The sequence below is a fragment of the Streptomyces sp. NPDC051636 genome (assembly GCF_044453765.1).
GTDB lineage: Bacteria > Actinomycetota > Actinomycetes > Streptomycetales > Streptomycetaceae > Streptomyces.
The window spans coordinates 206,381-221,005 of sequence record NZ_JBITDA010000008.1 but is presented as its reverse complement, the minus strand read 5'-3'; the positions used below and the strand labels follow the sequence as shown (position 1 = coordinate 221,005).

The window sequence follows — 14,625 nt, the reverse complement described above, 5'->3', positions numbered from 1 at the left end:
TCTGGCAGAGGAAAGTGCTCCATCCTGTCCACCCCGGCGAGAGCGGCTTCCCGGTGCGCCGCACGGACCCGGTCGATCGTCGGTACGTTGTCCCGGGCCGCCCGCTCCCACGCCTCCGGCAAGGCTTCGAAGCCGACGTCGGCGGCGCCGCCGGCCACCATCCGGGCGCCCGGCACCAGCAGGGCCCGGTGCATGATGTTCGGTACCGAACGGGCGGGTGAGCGGGGCAACTCGATGCCCTCGGCAGCGGCATGCGCACGAAGGATGCCGTCGAGTCGCGGCGGGGCGCACGCCGCTTGCGCAGCAGCCGTGCCGCCACCGCCTCCCGCGCCCCGAACGCCTCTTCCGAGTCGTCGCCGGGCAAAGACCTCCCCCACACCCGCCCGTGCGAAAGGCCGCCGCAAGGCCTTCAGCAACGCCGCCCGTAGTCGCGCCGCGCTGGGCGGGTGTCGTCGATTCCCCAGAACGTCCAGCTGACCCTTCCCCACGCAGTGAGCATTTTCCAACCTGCCGTTTGCGCCACTCAGTGGAGACCCCCGGGGACACGGGTGGAATCGGCGGTGATGCACCGTTGTTCACGAACTTCTCAGTACGGTGCCATCACCAGATCGCCGATCACCCGCAACCCGACCTGGGCCGCCAGCCATGGTGCGCGTTCGGCCTCGATCTGCTTGACGTGGACGAAAACCGTGTGATCGGTCGCGGGCTGCTCCAGCTCGAGGTCGCGGACATTCACGCACAGCGTCAGGAACGCGCCCCTGGTACCACCCGTGCCCAGGCCGGCTTCGGGGGCCTCGGGCCAGCCCGCGAAGTCCCACCGCACCGTGGCCGGGCTGTCGCCCACCGCCCTGAGGAACGGCTGCACGGTCTCCACTTGCATAGCCCAGCCCCGCAGCCGGATGGGCAGGTGTGCCGACGGATCATCCCCCTTCTCCGACGAGCCGTCCCTGTCCCCTTCCGCCCACCATTCGGCATCCGGCAACACAACCAGAACCGCTGAAAGGACGTGCGTCGAGGAGATCCGTATCTCGAAATCGACTTCGAGATGCCTCAGATCGGCGATCCCGAGCAACCTCTCAACAATGCACAACCCATCCGAGAGATCGGTCGTTCTCAGGATGGGTTGCGCGTAGGAGTTGGACATGACGACCATGTTGCCACTGGGCGCTTCTCAAGGTACTTCAGGCGCTTCGCTGCCGGCGAGCGGTGCTCGCCCGGGCCCGGCGGCCTCGAGCACCGAGCCCTCCCCCGCAGACCGTCCCGAAGCCTCCGCCGACTCCCGGTTTCACGCCTTGGGGGTGTGTCAGGTCAGGGCTTGGGTGCCGATGGCGCCGAGCAGGGCGAACTGGTCGGCGGTGGTGGTTCCCGATGGTGCGGAGCAAATCGCGATGCGCAGGTCGTTGCCGGGGACGGTGAGGGTGTCGCAGTCGACGGTGACGGGGCCGAGGTCGGGGTGATGAACGGTCTTGCTGTCGGTGGTGTGAAACCCGACGGCATGGGAGTCCCACAGATCGGCGAAGCGGTCGCCGGCGCTGCGGAGGCTGTTGATCAGTGTCGCGAGGTACGTGTCCTTCGGGTAACGGGCGGCGGAGGAACGCAGGTCGGAAACGAGGGCTGTCTCGAACCGGGCCTGCTGGTCGGGGGTGTGCGTGACGCGGGTGGGCAGGTGGGTGAAGTGCCGCCAGGCGATGTTGCGTTCCTTGCCGCGCCAGGGTGAGGGGTCGCCCATGAGGGCGGCCCACAGGGGGTTCCAGGAGATGAGGTTCCAGGCGGCGTCGTGCACACTCAGCGGGTTGCTGTGGAGCTGGTCGAGGAGGCGCTGGACGCTGGGCGGGACGTGTGGGGAGACCTGGCCCGTGGTGGGCGGGGCCTGGCCGGCGAGCAGGTAGAGGTGGTCGCGTTCGGCCTCGGTCAGGCGCAGGGCGCGGGCAAGGGAGGCCAGGACCTGCGGGGAGGGTGAGGTGGCACGGCCTCGCTCGAGGCGGACGACGTAGTCGACGGACAGACCGGCGAGCTGGGCGAGCTCTTCGCGCCGCAGCCCGGGGGCCCGGCGGACACCGCCGAGAGGAAGGCCCAGGTCCTTGGGGCTGGTGCGGTCACGCCAGTGACGCAGGGCCTGGCCGAGGGCTACGGGATCGTCGTTCACGCATTCATTGTCCGCCGGCCACCGTGCAAATAGCCTGGTACTGGCCGACCCCCCGCTGAGGAGAGCTCTCCCTGTCCGTCGCCGGGGCGCGCAGGCTCAGTGCCATGACAACAATCACCGTGATCACCGGGGCCAACAAGGGCCTCGGTTTCGAAACGGCCCGCCGCCTCATCGAACAGGGCCACACCGTCTACGCCGGTGCCCGCGACGCCCACCGCGGCGAGCAGGCCGCCAAAGCCCTGGGAGCCCGCCCGCTCCTGATCGACATCACCGACGAGGCGTCGGTGGCCGCCGCCGCACAACGGGTGCGTGCCGAGGCGGGCCGCGTGGATGTGCTGGTCAACAATGCGGGCATCGCCGGGCCGGCTGCCCCGGCCGGTGAGCTGACCGCCGCCGATCTCCAGCGGGTCTTCGACACCAACGTCTTCGGGGCCGTGCGCACCACCCGCGCCTTCCGGCCCCTGCTGCAGGCCGCGTCCCGTCCCGCGATCGTGAACGTCTCCAGCAGCCTGGGCTCGCTGACGATCAACGCCGACCCGGCCGCCCACACCGACATCCTCCCCGCTTGGGCGCCGCTCCTGGCCTACAACTCCTCCAAGGCCGCGCTGAACATGCTGACCGCGGTCTACGCGCAGGCGTTCCCGCAGATCAGTGTGGTCTCAGTCGACCCTGGGTTCACCGCGACCGACCTCAACGGCCACCAGGGCACCCAGAGCGTCGAGGAAGGCGCGGCGGTGATCGTCGCAGCCGCCATCGCCGGCCCCGACGCGTCCAGCGCCGCCTTCCTCGGCGCCGCCGGCCCCGTGCCCTGGTGACCTTTGCGGCTTTTCTTCCGCAGCGGCCGTATTCCGTGGCTGTACCGCACCATCACGAAGGAACGATCATGAACAGCATGCATCAGAAGTCCCTCGAGACTGCCCAGGCGTTCATCACCGCGTTCGAGAACCGCGATCCGGCCGCGGTGGCGAACCTGCTGTCGGAGGAGGCGACCTTCGTCATCCCGCTGTCGATCGCGGGCACCCCTGAGCCCTGGTACGTCTTCGACAGCCCCGCCGCCGTGCTCGCCTACATCGAGTCGGTCGCGGCGAAGTTCGACCACGTCGCCTTCCTGGACAAGGTCTGGACGGTCAGCGAGGACGCCCACTCGGTGTTCCTGCAGGCCAACGGCGACATCCTGTCCAGTGCGGAGAGGCTCGTCTACAACAACGTCTACATCTTCCGCATCGATGTCACCGACGGTCACATCGTGAAGGTGTGGGAGTACGCCAACCCCGTCGCCTACGCCAACCTCGGCATCGCCGACTCCGAGGCGGAAGCAGCCGCCCAGGCCCGCTGACCTGCCGATCTCCTGACTTGCAGAGACCCAGCAGCAGCCGCGGGGGCGCCCCCGGGACCGCAATGGTCTGCGGGGGCGCCCCGAGGTCGGCCAGCAAGGCGGCGAGGCGCCCTGAGGGGATGGCTTTGATCATGCGTTCTTCGATGGCGCAGACGGCGCTGCGGGCCGCGTACCGGCGTTGCTGTCCGTCGGGGGTGAGGCGGGCGGGCAGGGCGCGTCCGTGGTCGATGGAGGCCGGCCGGGTGAGGAGGCCGGCGACCCCTGTTGGTGGTGCGGTCAGTGGGCGGGCAACGCGAATCCGAGGACTGTCAGGGCCTCTTCGGCGGCCTGCTGGTCCTGCTCGTAGGTACCCCCGGAGATTCCGAGACCTCCGACGCACCGGCCGTTGTCGATGATCGGGTAGCCACCGCCGACCGCCATCAGACGCGGGTGGCCGGCCAACGGCGCGATCCGCGAATCGGCGAGGTAGTCGTTCCACGCGTGGGTGGGGGTGTGGAAGGAGGCCGCGGTCCAGGCTTTGTCGACGGCGACCTCGGCGGTGAGGAAGGGTGCGCCGTCCGCGCGGTCGAACGCCTTGAGGTGCCCTCCCGGGTCGGTGACGGCGACGGCCGCCGTGAAGCCGATCCGGGAGGCGGCCGCGTGCACCGCCGCGACAAGTGCGCCGGCGGCGGCCTGGGCGATTGAGGAGGCGGGGGAGGACTTTTCGTACGTGTCTGTGCTCATGAACGGTTCCCTTTGTGGATGTGTTGTTCGAGTGACACAGTGCCGGTCGGGGCCATCGGGGCGTGGTCAGCGCAGTGGTGACGCGGGGGTGGGGACCACGCGGGTGACGACGGTCTTCTCGGGGATCAGCAGGCTGTGGACGGCCGGGCCGATCTCGTCCTTCCACCGGTCGTGGTGGTAGACGGCCGCGTAAAGGGCCTCGCTCCGGGCGTCGTCCTCGAACCGGCGGATCCACACGTAGCCGTCCTGGTCCTGGTCGTCGACGAAGGATGCGGTCACGTCCATGCCCAGCGAGGTCTGGAACGGAATGACGACGTCCTCCATATAGCGCACCCATTCCTCGCGCCGTCCGGGCTGCGCCTGGTAGCGGCGGATCTCGTAGTACACGGTGCTACTCCAAACTGCGTGCAGGCATGGTCAGTCGGTGACGGTGAGGACGAGCTTGCCGCGGGTGCGGCCGGCCTCGCCACGGGCGTGGGCCGCGCCGACCTGCTCGAGCGGGAAGGTCTCCTCCACCGCGACGGCGACATGGTCGGCGTCGATCAGGCCGGCGATCGTCGTCAGCGCCGCGCCGTCCGGCTCGACCAGGAACGGGGTGACCCGTACGCCGGCCGTCTCGGCGGCCTGGGCCAGCTCCGGGGAGACGCCGGCCGGGATCGCGACCAGCAGGCCACCGGGGCGCAGGACCTTCAGCGAGCGGGTGCTGGTCTGGTCGTGGGCATCGCCCACCAGCTCGATGACGACGTCGACGTCGGCGGTGGCGTCCTCGAAGCGGGCGGTGGTGTAGTCGATGGTCTCGTAAGTGCCGAGCTCCTTGAGCCAGGTGTGTCGGGCGGCGCTGGCGGTCGCGATCACGTGGGCACCCAGGTGCCGGGCGAACTGGACCGCGAAGTGGCCGACCCCGCCGGCGGCGGCGGTGATCAGGACGCGCTGGCCGGCCTGGATGTGGGCGGTGTCGACCACGGCCTGCCAGGCGGTCAGTGCCGCCAGCGGCACCGCGGCGGCATGCACGTGGTCGACGGTGGCGGGCTTGCGGGCGAACTGCCGGGCCGGGGCGGTCACGTACTCGGCGTAAGCGTTCGCGGCGCGCGGGAACCACGGCATGCCGTACACCTCGTCACCGACCTTCAGCGTGGTCACACCGAAGCCGACCCCCTCCACCACTCCGGACACGTCCCAGCCGAGGGTGAACGGCGGCTCACCGAGAAGGCCGGCCATTCCGGAGCCGCCGCGGGTCTTCCAGTCCACGGGGTTGATCCCGGCCGCGTGCACCCGCACCAGCACCTCGGTGGGCAGGGGTACCGGACGCGGCTCCTGCTGGATCCGCAGCACCTCCGGGCCGCCGAAACCGTCCTGGACCACCGCGAGCATCGTGTCTTCGGACATGCGTCATCTCCTGAAAAGCCGCTCGGTGGACGGCCGTTGACGGCCTTCCTGATGTCGATGACGCTATCCCTGAGGCTATAGTTACCTTCAAGGGCTAGTACTTCCAATTGGGAAGTTATCTGGTGAGGAGAGTGAGCGTGACGACCACCTGCCCCAGCGGCCAGCACTCGCACCACGACGTCTACGCCGCCCAGTGCCCCTGCCGGGCCCTGCTCGACCTGCTCGCCAACAAGTGGTCCGCTCTGGCCATCGGCGCCCTCGAGGACGGGCCCCAGCGCTTCGGAGAGCTCCGGCGCAGGCTCCAGGGCGTCAGCCCCAAGGTGCTGACCCAGACGCTCCGGCGCCTGGAGGACTTCGGCATCCTCGACCGCACGGTCTACCCCGCCGTCCCCCTGCACGTCGAGTACGCCCTCACCCCTCTTGGCCAGAGCGCTGCGATCCCGCTCAACGCGCTCCGCTCGTGGGTCGAGGGGAACATCGACCATGCCTTCCGTCCGGAGCCGACCGCGACGTAACGGGGCGGACGGTCCTGTACCACAGCACGCGCGACCGTGTGCGGTACTCAGACCGGTCCGCCGACGTGAGCACCCCTCGAAGTCCTCAAACGATCCGAACGCCCACGCACTTCGGCATCGCCCGCTCACGCTCCTGCCACTGGCGCAAGACCGCAGCCGACCGGGCGGCCCGCCAGGCAGCCGACGCGAAACTCGCCGCCCGGATATGCACGGTTCACCAGGACGCGGAACACCCCCGTGCCCCGCTTCCCCCGTGGACGCGGCGCTGTGGCTCATGAAGCCACGCGCACCCGCGATGCAAGGGCAAACCACGGGCGACTTCCTTGGTCAGCGCCGCACTCCACTCCCACGACCTGCGGTGCAGCCATTGATCAGAGTGGCGAAACCGGCTGCCCATTCAATCCACAGGCCGGAAGAGTCGAGGTCAGACGGCACGGACTCGCTCACCTCGTCCGGCCCGTCATGCGTCAGCCGATCGCTGTCCCCGCGTGGACAGCACGAAGGAGTGATCATGTCCGAACCCCTCAGCCCGCAGGAAGGGCACCCCGTCTCCGGCGAGCAGGTACCGGTACTCGCTGCGGTGACCAAGCCGGTCGATCCCGACCAGGAACTGTCGCCGGCCGAGCTGGCCGTCCTGGACGCCGTCGAGCCGATGGACCCGAACGTGCCGCCGGTGAAGGTCACCCGGATCGCCAAGAGGGAGGTGGGATACCGGGAAAGCGGAACCAACCACACCAAGTACGGCCGCTGGTACGGCGCCGACGGCCAGCAGTGGTGTGACATCTTCGTCAGCTGGGTCTTCCACGAGGTCGGCCAGCTGGGGGCCATCGGCGGCAAGCACAAGTACGTCCCCGACCATCTCACCTGGTTCAAGAACCACCACCGGTTCTACCGCCGCGGAGCCACCGGCGGCGGGCCGCGCGAAGGCTGCGTGATTTTCTTCGACCTCAACGGTCACGACGGCGCGGACCACATCGGGATCGTGACGTCCTACGACGACACCTACGTCCACACGGTCGAAGGCAACCGCTCCGACCGGGTCAAGCGGATGAAGTACCCCCGCACCAGCCACCTCATCTGGGGCTACGGCCACCCCGCCTGGGACTACTGAACTGCCGGCCGGGCGTCCCACGGGGGTGGACGCCCGGAACCCACACCCCTTCGACCTCGCCGATACGCATTCGAAGTGCTGGATGCGCTGGCGGGTGGGCAGGGTTGCGCCGCTGGGATCCCTGCGTGGGGTATGTGCCGGTAAAACCGCCGCCGGGGCTCGCCGCATCAGCAGGCGCAACAGATGTCGCGGCCGTCGACGACCGCACCGCCTTCGCCTTCGCCTTCGCCTTCCAGCAGGCGCCGGCCTCCCGGTGGGGCACCGGCACCACCGACCACACCACCCTTCGGGCCCGCTCCGGACGGGCAGGGGCTGCGGCCGGTTGACGCCGACTGGGGCAAGGGAAAGGGAAGGGCCGCTTCGACCTCCCCAGGTGTCGCAGCCCTTCCCCAGCCAGCGTCGGGCGACTACCCGGACGTGCCGGTCCTACGCCTGTCCCGCCATACCTGGGCCGCCCCGCTGGATGGTTTTGCAGTTCCACCGGCATCGGCGCCTGGCCAGTCGCGACACGGGTCCTTCAGGCACGGGGGGCCGCCCTTCTGCCGACGTCGCACGTGGTGCCGCTCCCCGCGAAAGGTGGCCACTCGCGGTTCCACCGGCCGGGCAGAAGCCTCGGCCGGGCCGAGTTCAGGAGACCGCAGACGTCAGGTACGTCAGGTAAACCCCTCCCTCGCAGTCGGGCATCTTCCGCAGGGTCCAGCGGCCCCGGACGGTCGTGGAGGAGAAGTTCGACTCGGCGTCGTCCTTCTCCACCTCACCGTCCTTCGGGGCATATCCGGCATGGGGAAGCTGCTTCTGCAGAAAGGCCAGCGTGGCGTCGAAGCCGCTCCGTACGACCGTGACCACGATCAGCCGGCCGCCGGTGCGGTGCTCCACCGAGGTCACGACCGCGCCCTCGGGCACCGGCAGATCCGCCGGGAAGTCCTGGGGAAGCGGCAGTGAGGCGGCGGTGGGGCAGCCGCCGGGCGCGGAGGCGGCCGTGTACGGCGTCGCAGGCAAGGGCCCGGCGTTCCGGGGCTCTGGCGAGCATCCGGTGACAGCTGCCAGACCGAGGACGGCGCCGACCAGCACGGCAGCCGGGACGGACGGCTTCATCTAGCGGCCTCCCTTGGACTTCTTGTGCTTGCCGGCGACCACGGCGTCGTACGCGCCGTACAGCGTGTTGCCGGAGGACTGGCGGGCGATGGAGGCCAGGGCGTCGTAGTTCTGCGCGCCACCGGTGGCGCAGGTGCCGGTGCACCCGTCGGCGTAGGCGGCGAGCACGCGGCCCTGGGCGTCGAGGGTGACGTCGATGAAGTCCAGGAGGTTGCGGTCCTGGCCGCAGGTGGTGCCGCCCGTGCAGATGGACCCCTTCTGAACCGGGTCGGTGGGTGTGGCGTCGACAGTGACCCAGGACTGGCCTCCGTCGTAGGTGGTGGCCACGTACAGGCGCCAGACGCCCTTGAAGCTGGCCGTGTCCTGGTAGTCGCCCCCGGTCGTGGTGCCCAGGAAGGCGAAGGCGGCGCGGTTGTCGTCGCCCGCGGTCACGGCGGGGAAGACCATGTTCTTGATGCCGAGGGACGCGCCGACGTTCTGGTCGTACAGCCACGTCCTGCCCTTGTCGTGGCTGACGGCGATCCGTGCGGTGCCGTCGCTGTTCTGGTAGCCCATGTACACCGTCCCGCCGGCGCCGATTCCCACGCTCGGGTCGGAGTCACCGGGGGTGCTGGACGGGTTCTTGCGGACGGTCCACGTCAGCCCGTTGTCCTCGGACACGGCCACGGCCTGGTTGCCGCCGCAGCCCTTGTTGGGCACGTACACCGTGCCGTCCGGGGCGACCTTCACATGCCCGTGCAGGCCGCCGCAGTCCAGCAGCGAGTACATCGGAACGGCGGGCCCGTACGTCAGACCGCCGTCCCGGCTGACCGCGCAGGAGGCGTCGGCGATGTCCTGGGAGCAGTAGTAGACGGCATTGGGGTACGAGGTGAGGGCGGCCGGCCCGCCCGGGGCAAAGGGGCCGCCGCCGATGGTCTGGTGGTCCACACCGGAGTTGATGCCCGAGCCGGCCGTCGGCGTCCACGTCTCGCCGTCGTCGTCGGTGTAGCAGGTCAGCGCGGTCTTTCCGGCGAGCTGCGACTCGAAGGTGCGGTGGGTGGCCGGGTCGGTGAACAGGATCGGGTCGAGGCTGGTGATGCTGCCCTGGGGACAGCCGCCCGCCGCGCTGGCGCTCTTGTCCTGCCAGGTGGCGGCGCCGGCGCCGTCGTAGGTGACCTTGAGCGTCGAGGTGTAGGCCTGGAACATCGCGGCACCGGTCGCGCGGTCGACGCCGATCGAGGGTTCGCCGGCGTTGTGCGCGTCCTTGATGCTGCCGGGCGCTGAGGAACTCGCGTACGTCGGCGGGGTCGCCGTGCTCGGCGGCGGATCGGCCGGATCGGCGACCAGGCTCGCCGTGCCGGTGAAGCTGTCGCCGAGCGGAGCGTACGGCACCACGCGCACGGTGTACGACGCCGTCACCGCCGGAAGCAGCAGGGTCTCCGGGTCGCTGGACGAGGCGGAGGCGGCCACCTCACGGCCGTCCGCGTCGAGGACGTACAGGTCGAAGTCGGCGGCGGGGTCCGGCCACTTGACATCGACGCGCAGGCTGTGACCGGCGTCGTAGCCCACGGGCACCGACACCTTCAGGGTGTAGTCGTCGCAGAGTTGCGCATTTCCGCAGCTCGCCGTCCCGGCAGTGCCGGAGACGTTCGGGACGGCGAAGGGACCGGCGCTCCACGTGGTCGTGGGCGCAGTGTCGCTGACTGATCCGGAGGGCGGGGTGGCGGCGTCGGCCGGCCCACTCGGCAGGGTTCCGGCGATGAGTGCCAGCAACCCGACGGCGAGAAGCCCCCGCGATCGCGGGTGGAGGTGAAGACGGAGTGTCGAGAGGAGAGCCACAGGTACCTCGTGGGTTCGCGAGTCGGGCCAAGGGCGGTGGTGCACAGCGGTACAGGTGGTGCCTTCGTCTGCTCTACGAGGAGGCAGGCGGCGTCCGTCGCGAGGAACCGAACTCTTTTCGAAGCGGGCCGGACAGTGCGCACGGGGTGCACCAGAAAGGGCTGTGCACAAGGCTTGACGTAGGTCTCTCCCCCGACGAATGGCACACGATCATCGACAGGTCGCTCAACGCCGGTTGCCGAGGATCCGTCCCCTGACCCGCTGGAGCCCAGTCAGGCATCTCGCGGTGCCAGCCGTCGTCTGGGCCTGGGCCACGCAGGGTCACCACTGGCTTGCGCCGATGCTCCAGGCCCGACAGCACCGCCTGCCTGCACCGCAGATGCGGGAGGCCAACCCGCAACAGCCCCCTGCCGGCGCAAGCCCAGGCGGGCAAGGTGACCACACGGAAACTGGCGGAAACTAAGACGACCATGGCGGACGCAGCGGACTCGGCGCTGACGCATCATCTGGCGACCTTGCAGACGACCTTCCTGGACAGGGCCCTGCCCCTCCCTCTCACCAGCACACTCGCGTCGCCCGGCGATCGCCCCGGGCGACCACGCGCACGAAGCCGCCCTTGGCAGCTGGCCGCCTCCGCACAGGCTGAGCGAGCCGCAGCGAGCCATCGCCGCGAAACCGGCAGGACACGCCGCACGGACCCGCCCCGCGCTCGACTGGCCCACAGCAGAAGCCACCACGCCACCAGCGAGGAAACCATCCACCGGATCCGGCACCTGCCACGGCGGCCTCCTCGTCGCCACCGGCCGACTGGCCGCCTTCCTCCTGCTCGGGGCCGGCCCTGGGACCTCACCGAGGGATTACAGAGGGTGAGGTCAGCTCGCGTCGGATCGGGCGCGGGTGAGGAACGCGGCGAGGTCGCCGGCGGCTTCGGGGTCGGCGGTGGTGAGCCGGGCAGCGAACGCAAGCTGGCCGACGCCGGCGTGGGGGGCGAGGTGGGCGAGTTCGGCGAGCAGTGCGGCGTGTGCGAGCAGCGGTGGCGGCAGGAGGCCGGCGGCGGCCTGCCGGGCGCTCGGGTCGCGGTAGTGCCCGAGGTGCGCGGCCAGGGTGTGCGCGAGCCATCCGTCGATGTCGGCCTGGACGTAGCCGCCCGCGCGGCGGGTGAGTTCGTCCCGGGCGGCTTCGTCGCCCTCGCGGGGCTCGGTGTGCTCCAGCGTGCCCTGCTCGCGCAGGGCCTGGAGCTCATCGGCGCGGGCCGCGATCCGGGCGGCTTCGCGCAGCTCTGCCTCGCGGGCGGCGGCGGACGCGGCGTCGGCGGCGAGTTCGGCCTGGACGACGCCGTCGGCGTCCGGGTCGTAGACGGTGTTCGGGACTGCGGCGGCGAGCAGCTGCTCGATGCGCTCCCACTCCGCGAGCTCCGCCCGGCCGCGCTCATCATCGGCCAGGTGATCCTGCTGGAAGTCCTGACGCGCGAAGAACCGGGCGTCCTCGAGGGCCGCCGCGACCTCGGCCGCGATCATGCCCTTCGCGCGGCGGCGCACCGAGCGTCGGCCGATGCGGGCCGGGTCGACCAGCTCGCGGAATGCGGCCGCGCGGGCAGCGAGAGGACGGCGGGCACTGCGCCGGGACATGGTCATCTTCGGTCTCGCATTCATGGAGCGGAAAGAAGACGGACCCTCGCCAGAGCGTTGTACGACGGCCCGCCGCATACGTGTGACTGAGCACGCTACTGTGCCGGCGCGGGCAAGTAGCGCGTTCAGGATGTGCCCTGTGCGGGACTCGCCGGGAACGGCCGAGGACTATGTGGTCCGTCGACACACCCCGCTCGATCTTCGCCTGGCTGCCGGTACCACCCGGCGGCGGGGGATGCGTCGCGTTCGCTGACGCCGTGCTCGCCGAACCAGCGGCCGGGTGCCACCGCCATGTGGCGGGCGGCGGTCGCGGCCGAAGCGGTGACGGGTCCGTTCGATGATCCGGGTGCGGGGCAGTTCCGGCACCGGCAGTTCCAGCAAGACCGGTTCCGGCACTGCTGGTTCCTTCTCCTGCTCGGCGTGTTTGCGCAGGCAGTTGCGATGCTGGTGGGAGGTCTTCTCGACCGCGGCCGACAGGCTTTGCAACAGGTGCCAGCCATAAACCGGGAGCCCCACAACGCCGCCTCCGCCACCCGCCACCTCGACCCGCTGCTCCTCGTGGGCGTCATCGCCGGTGTCGCGGTCCTGTGTCTGCTCCTGGTCGGCTCCCGCTCCGCAGCGGCCACGCCCCGGAACACCGGCTGCGGCCCATCTGCAGAGCGAGCCCGCCTCATGCCCGACGCAGGACCACGAGCACCACCAGCAGCACGGCGGACCCAGTGCCCGTCTCATGAAAGTCAAGGGCTAGCCGTGGTCATGGCGAGATATGGTCGATATCTGACGCACAGAAAGTTGATAGGTAAGGCTTTCCTAATCTAGTGTCCGCGCTGTGTTCGCCAACTACCTCATCGGCCTGCGCGAGGGACTGGAAGCGTCCCTCGTCGTCGGCATTCTGGTCGCCTATCTGGTCAAGAGCGGCCACCGGAACCGGCTCGCGCCCGTCTGGGCCGGTGTCCTGGCCGCCGTCGTCCTCAGCCTCGCCTTCGGTGCGGTGCTCACCTTCACTTCCTCCCAGATGTCCTTCGAGGCACGGGAGGCCTTCGGGGGCAGCCTGTCGATCGTCGCGGTCGGCTTCGTCACCTGGATGGTCTTCTGGATGCGCCGCACCGCCCGGCACCTGAAGGCCGAACTGCAGGGCAAGCTCGACGCCGCCCTCGCGATGGGCACCCTCGCGCTGGTCGTCACCGCGTTCATCGCGGTCGGCCGGGAAGGTCTGGAGACCGCCCTGTTCATCTGGACGGCCGTGCAAGCCACCGGGCAGAGCACCGCCCCGGTCACCGGCGCCGGCCTCGGCCTGGCCAGCGCCGTCGTCCTCGGCTACCTCTTCTACCGCGGCGCAGTGAAGATCAACCTCGCCACGTTCTTCACCTGGACCGGCGCCGCCCTGGTGGTCGTCGCCGCCGGGGTGTTCTCCTACGGGGTCCACGACCTGCAGGAAGCAGGCGTGCTGCCCGGCCTGAACGACCTCGCCTTCGACGTCTCCGGCACTGTCCCGCCCGACAGCTGGTACGGCACCCTGCTCAAGGGCACCGTCAACTTCAGCCCCGCCTCCACCTGGTACGAGGTCGCCGCCTGGCTCGCCTACATGCTGCCGGTGACGACTGTGTTCTTCCTCCCCAGCCGGGCCAAGTCCCCGGCCCCGGCCGCCGCTCCGGCCGACCGCTGACTCCCCGCACAGCACACCCCCCTTCACCCCATCTCGCTCTGGAGACCACCCGTGCCCACGTCCCGCCCGCTCCCCCTCCTCGCTGCCGCCCTGCTCGCCCTGCCCCTGCTCGCCGCCTGCGGTGGCAACGACTCCACCGGCTCCGGTGGCGACAAGGTGGCCATCACCGCCACCGACACCGCCTGCAAGGTCGCCAAGAGTGAACTGCAGGCGGGCCGGACCACCTTCGGCGTCACCAACGAGGGGGACAAGACCACCGAGGTCTACGTCTACGGCGAACACGACGGTGCCTACGACAGGGTTGTCAGCGAGGTCGAGAACATCGGTCCCGGCATCTCCCGCGACATGACGGTCAAGCTGGGCGGCGGCACCTACGAGATCGCCTGCAAGCCCGGACAGAGCGGAAACGGGATCCGCCAGAAGATCACCGTCACCGGCGCCAAGGCTGAGCCGCAGGACGAGGAGGCGTACGACCGCGAGGTCGAGGTAGAGGTCAAGGAGCACAAGCTGGAAGGGCTCGACACCTTCACCGCCAAGGCCGGCGAGAAGATCGAGTTCAAGCTGGAGAACAAGGGCACGACCGAGCACGAACTGGAGCTCTTCGGCCCGGACGGCAAGGAGGTCGGTGAGGTCAGCCCGGTCAAGCCCGGCGTCACTGGCGAGGCCGTCATCGCCCTGGTCAAGCCCGGCACCTACACATACAAGTGCGGCATCGGCGACCACGCCGACAAGGGTATGAAGGGCAGCTTCACCGTACGCTGACGCATCCCGCACTCCGGTCGGCCCGGCGCACAGCGGCGTCCGCACGGGGACGCCGCTGTGCCCTCGCTCATGGCCGTTCGCCGGACAGACTCATCGGCTACTGCCATACATCGAGGACCGGATCCCCGATCATCAGATCGGCGCACTCCATCGCCATGGCGCCGACCGCGACGACCTTCACCTGGCTGTACGCGAACGCCAAGGCTGAGAGGTAGGCAGGCACCCGGCGGGGCACCATGCCTTGCAATGCTGGGCGTCCCGCCCCGCTGGTTCGCTGTATGCCAGGGGGGCGGGCAACACGCGCCCTGACGGGCGCGTTGGAGGGCGGCTGCGAGTTGTTCCACGCTGGGAGCGCCGATGGTGCGTCCGTCGGCGCAGCGGCAGATCCGGCATGAGACGCTGGCCGTTGCGTCCGGTGCGGCGAAGGGATCGGCACCGT

At 69.9% G+C, this 14,625-nt stretch carries 15 protein-coding genes; 7 read left to right on the top strand and 8 right to left on the bottom strand.

Annotation, left to right across the window (positions count from 1 at the left end):
• Positions 1-586: 586 nt before the first annotated feature.
• A complete protein-coding gene (locus ACIBBH_RS17530) occupies positions 587-1,144 on the bottom strand; it encodes a hypothetical protein (RefSeq protein ID WP_399405433.1) in 558 nt (185 codons plus the stop codon).
• Positions 1,145-1,303: 159 nt separating this feature from the next.
• On the bottom strand, positions 1,304-2,146 hold the full coding sequence (locus ACIBBH_RS17525; protein WP_399405431.1) for a helix-turn-helix transcriptional regulator: 843 nt from the start codon (positions 2,144-2,146) through the stop codon (positions 1,304-1,306).
• A 104-nt stretch (positions 2,147-2,250) separates the two neighbouring features.
• On the opposite strand from ACIBBH_RS17525, the gene ACIBBH_RS17520 reads away from it, so the two are divergent.
• Both ACIBBH_RS17520 and ACIBBH_RS17515 read left to right on the top strand, forming a co-directional pair.
• Positions 2,251-2,961 carry an SDR family NAD(P)-dependent oxidoreductase gene (locus ACIBBH_RS17520; protein WP_399405429.1) on the top strand — a complete coding sequence of 237 codons (711 nt, stop codon included), beginning with the start codon at positions 2,251-2,253 and terminating at the stop codon, positions 2,959-2,961.
• A 68-nt stretch (positions 2,962-3,029) separates the two neighbouring features.
• Positions 3,030-3,482 carry a nuclear transport factor 2 family protein gene (locus ACIBBH_RS17515; protein ID WP_399405427.1) on the top strand — a complete coding sequence of 151 codons (453 nt, stop codon included), beginning with the start codon at positions 3,030-3,032 and terminating at the stop codon, positions 3,480-3,482.
• Positions 3,483-3,758: 276 nt separating this feature from the next.
• On the opposite strand, the gene ACIBBH_RS17510 is transcribed toward ACIBBH_RS17515, so the two are convergent.
• The 3 genes from ACIBBH_RS17510 to ACIBBH_RS17500 form a co-directional block, all read right to left on the bottom strand.
• A complete protein-coding gene (locus tag ACIBBH_RS17510) occupies positions 3,759-4,205 on the bottom strand; it encodes a heme-binding protein (RefSeq protein WP_399405426.1) in 447 nt (148 codons plus the stop codon).
• A 66-nt stretch (positions 4,206-4,271) separates the two neighbouring features.
• Positions 4,272-4,592, bottom strand: a complete 321-nt coding sequence (locus ACIBBH_RS17505; RefSeq protein ID WP_399405424.1) for an NIPSNAP family protein — start codon at positions 4,590-4,592, stop codon at positions 4,272-4,274.
• A gap of 30 nt (positions 4,593-4,622) precedes the next feature.
• Positions 4,623-5,591, bottom strand: coding sequence for an NADP-dependent oxidoreductase (locus ACIBBH_RS17500; protein WP_399405422.1), 969 nt, complete (start codon positions 5,589-5,591; stop codon positions 4,623-4,625).
• 137 nt (positions 5,592-5,728) lie between these two features.
• Here ACIBBH_RS17500 and ACIBBH_RS17495 point away from each other — a divergent pair, with 137 nt between their 5' ends.
• The 3 genes from ACIBBH_RS17495 to ACIBBH_RS17485 all read left to right on the top strand — a co-directional run bounded on the left by ACIBBH_RS17495 (position 5,729) and on the right by ACIBBH_RS17485 (position 7,543).
• On the top strand, positions 5,729-6,106 hold the full coding sequence (locus ACIBBH_RS17495; protein WP_399405420.1) for a winged helix-turn-helix transcriptional regulator: 378 nt from the start codon (positions 5,729-5,731) through the stop codon (positions 6,104-6,106).
• 511 nt (positions 6,107-6,617) lie between these two features.
• Entirely contained in the window at positions 6,618-7,217 is a 600-nt protein-coding gene (locus tag ACIBBH_RS17490; RefSeq protein WP_399405418.1) for a CHAP domain-containing protein, read from the top strand.
• A gap of 125 nt (positions 7,218-7,342) precedes the next feature.
• Positions 7,343-7,543: a DUF6207 family protein gene (locus ACIBBH_RS17485; protein ID WP_399405416.1), complete on the top strand. Its 201-nt coding sequence runs from the start codon at positions 7,343-7,345 to the stop codon at positions 7,541-7,543.
• Positions 7,544-7,844: 301 nt separating this feature from the next.
• Here ACIBBH_RS17485 and ACIBBH_RS17480 read toward each other — a convergent pair whose 3' ends face one another.
• The 3 genes from ACIBBH_RS17480 to ACIBBH_RS17470 form a co-directional block, all read right to left on the bottom strand.
• Positions 7,845-8,312, bottom strand: a complete 468-nt coding sequence (locus tag ACIBBH_RS17480) for a hypothetical protein (RefSeq protein ID WP_399405414.1) — start codon at positions 8,310-8,312, stop codon at positions 7,845-7,847.
• The gene (locus tag ACIBBH_RS17475) at positions 8,313-9,872 is read right to left on the bottom strand and encodes a hypothetical protein (RefSeq protein WP_399405412.1); all 1,560 of its coding nucleotides are present in this window, start codon (positions 9,870-9,872) and stop codon (positions 8,313-8,315) included.
• Between the two features lie 1,130 nt (positions 9,873-11,002).
• Complete coding sequence (locus tag ACIBBH_RS17470; RefSeq protein WP_399405410.1) at positions 11,003-11,758, bottom strand: hypothetical protein; 756 nt, start codon at positions 11,756-11,758, stop codon at positions 11,003-11,005.
• An 829-nt stretch (positions 11,759-12,587) separates the two neighbouring features.
• On the opposite strand from ACIBBH_RS17470, the gene efeU reads away from it, so the two are divergent.
• Together efeU and ACIBBH_RS17460 are read left to right on the top strand one after the other, a co-directional pair.
• Entirely contained in the window at positions 12,588-13,424 is an 837-nt protein-coding gene (gene efeU, locus ACIBBH_RS17465; RefSeq protein ID WP_399405408.1) for an iron uptake transporter permease EfeU, read from the top strand.
• 51 nt (positions 13,425-13,475) lie between these two features.
• A complete protein-coding gene (locus ACIBBH_RS17460; RefSeq protein ID WP_399405406.1) occupies positions 13,476-14,186 on the top strand; it encodes a cupredoxin domain-containing protein in 711 nt (236 codons plus the stop codon).
• Positions 14,187-14,625: the final 439 nt, after the last annotated feature.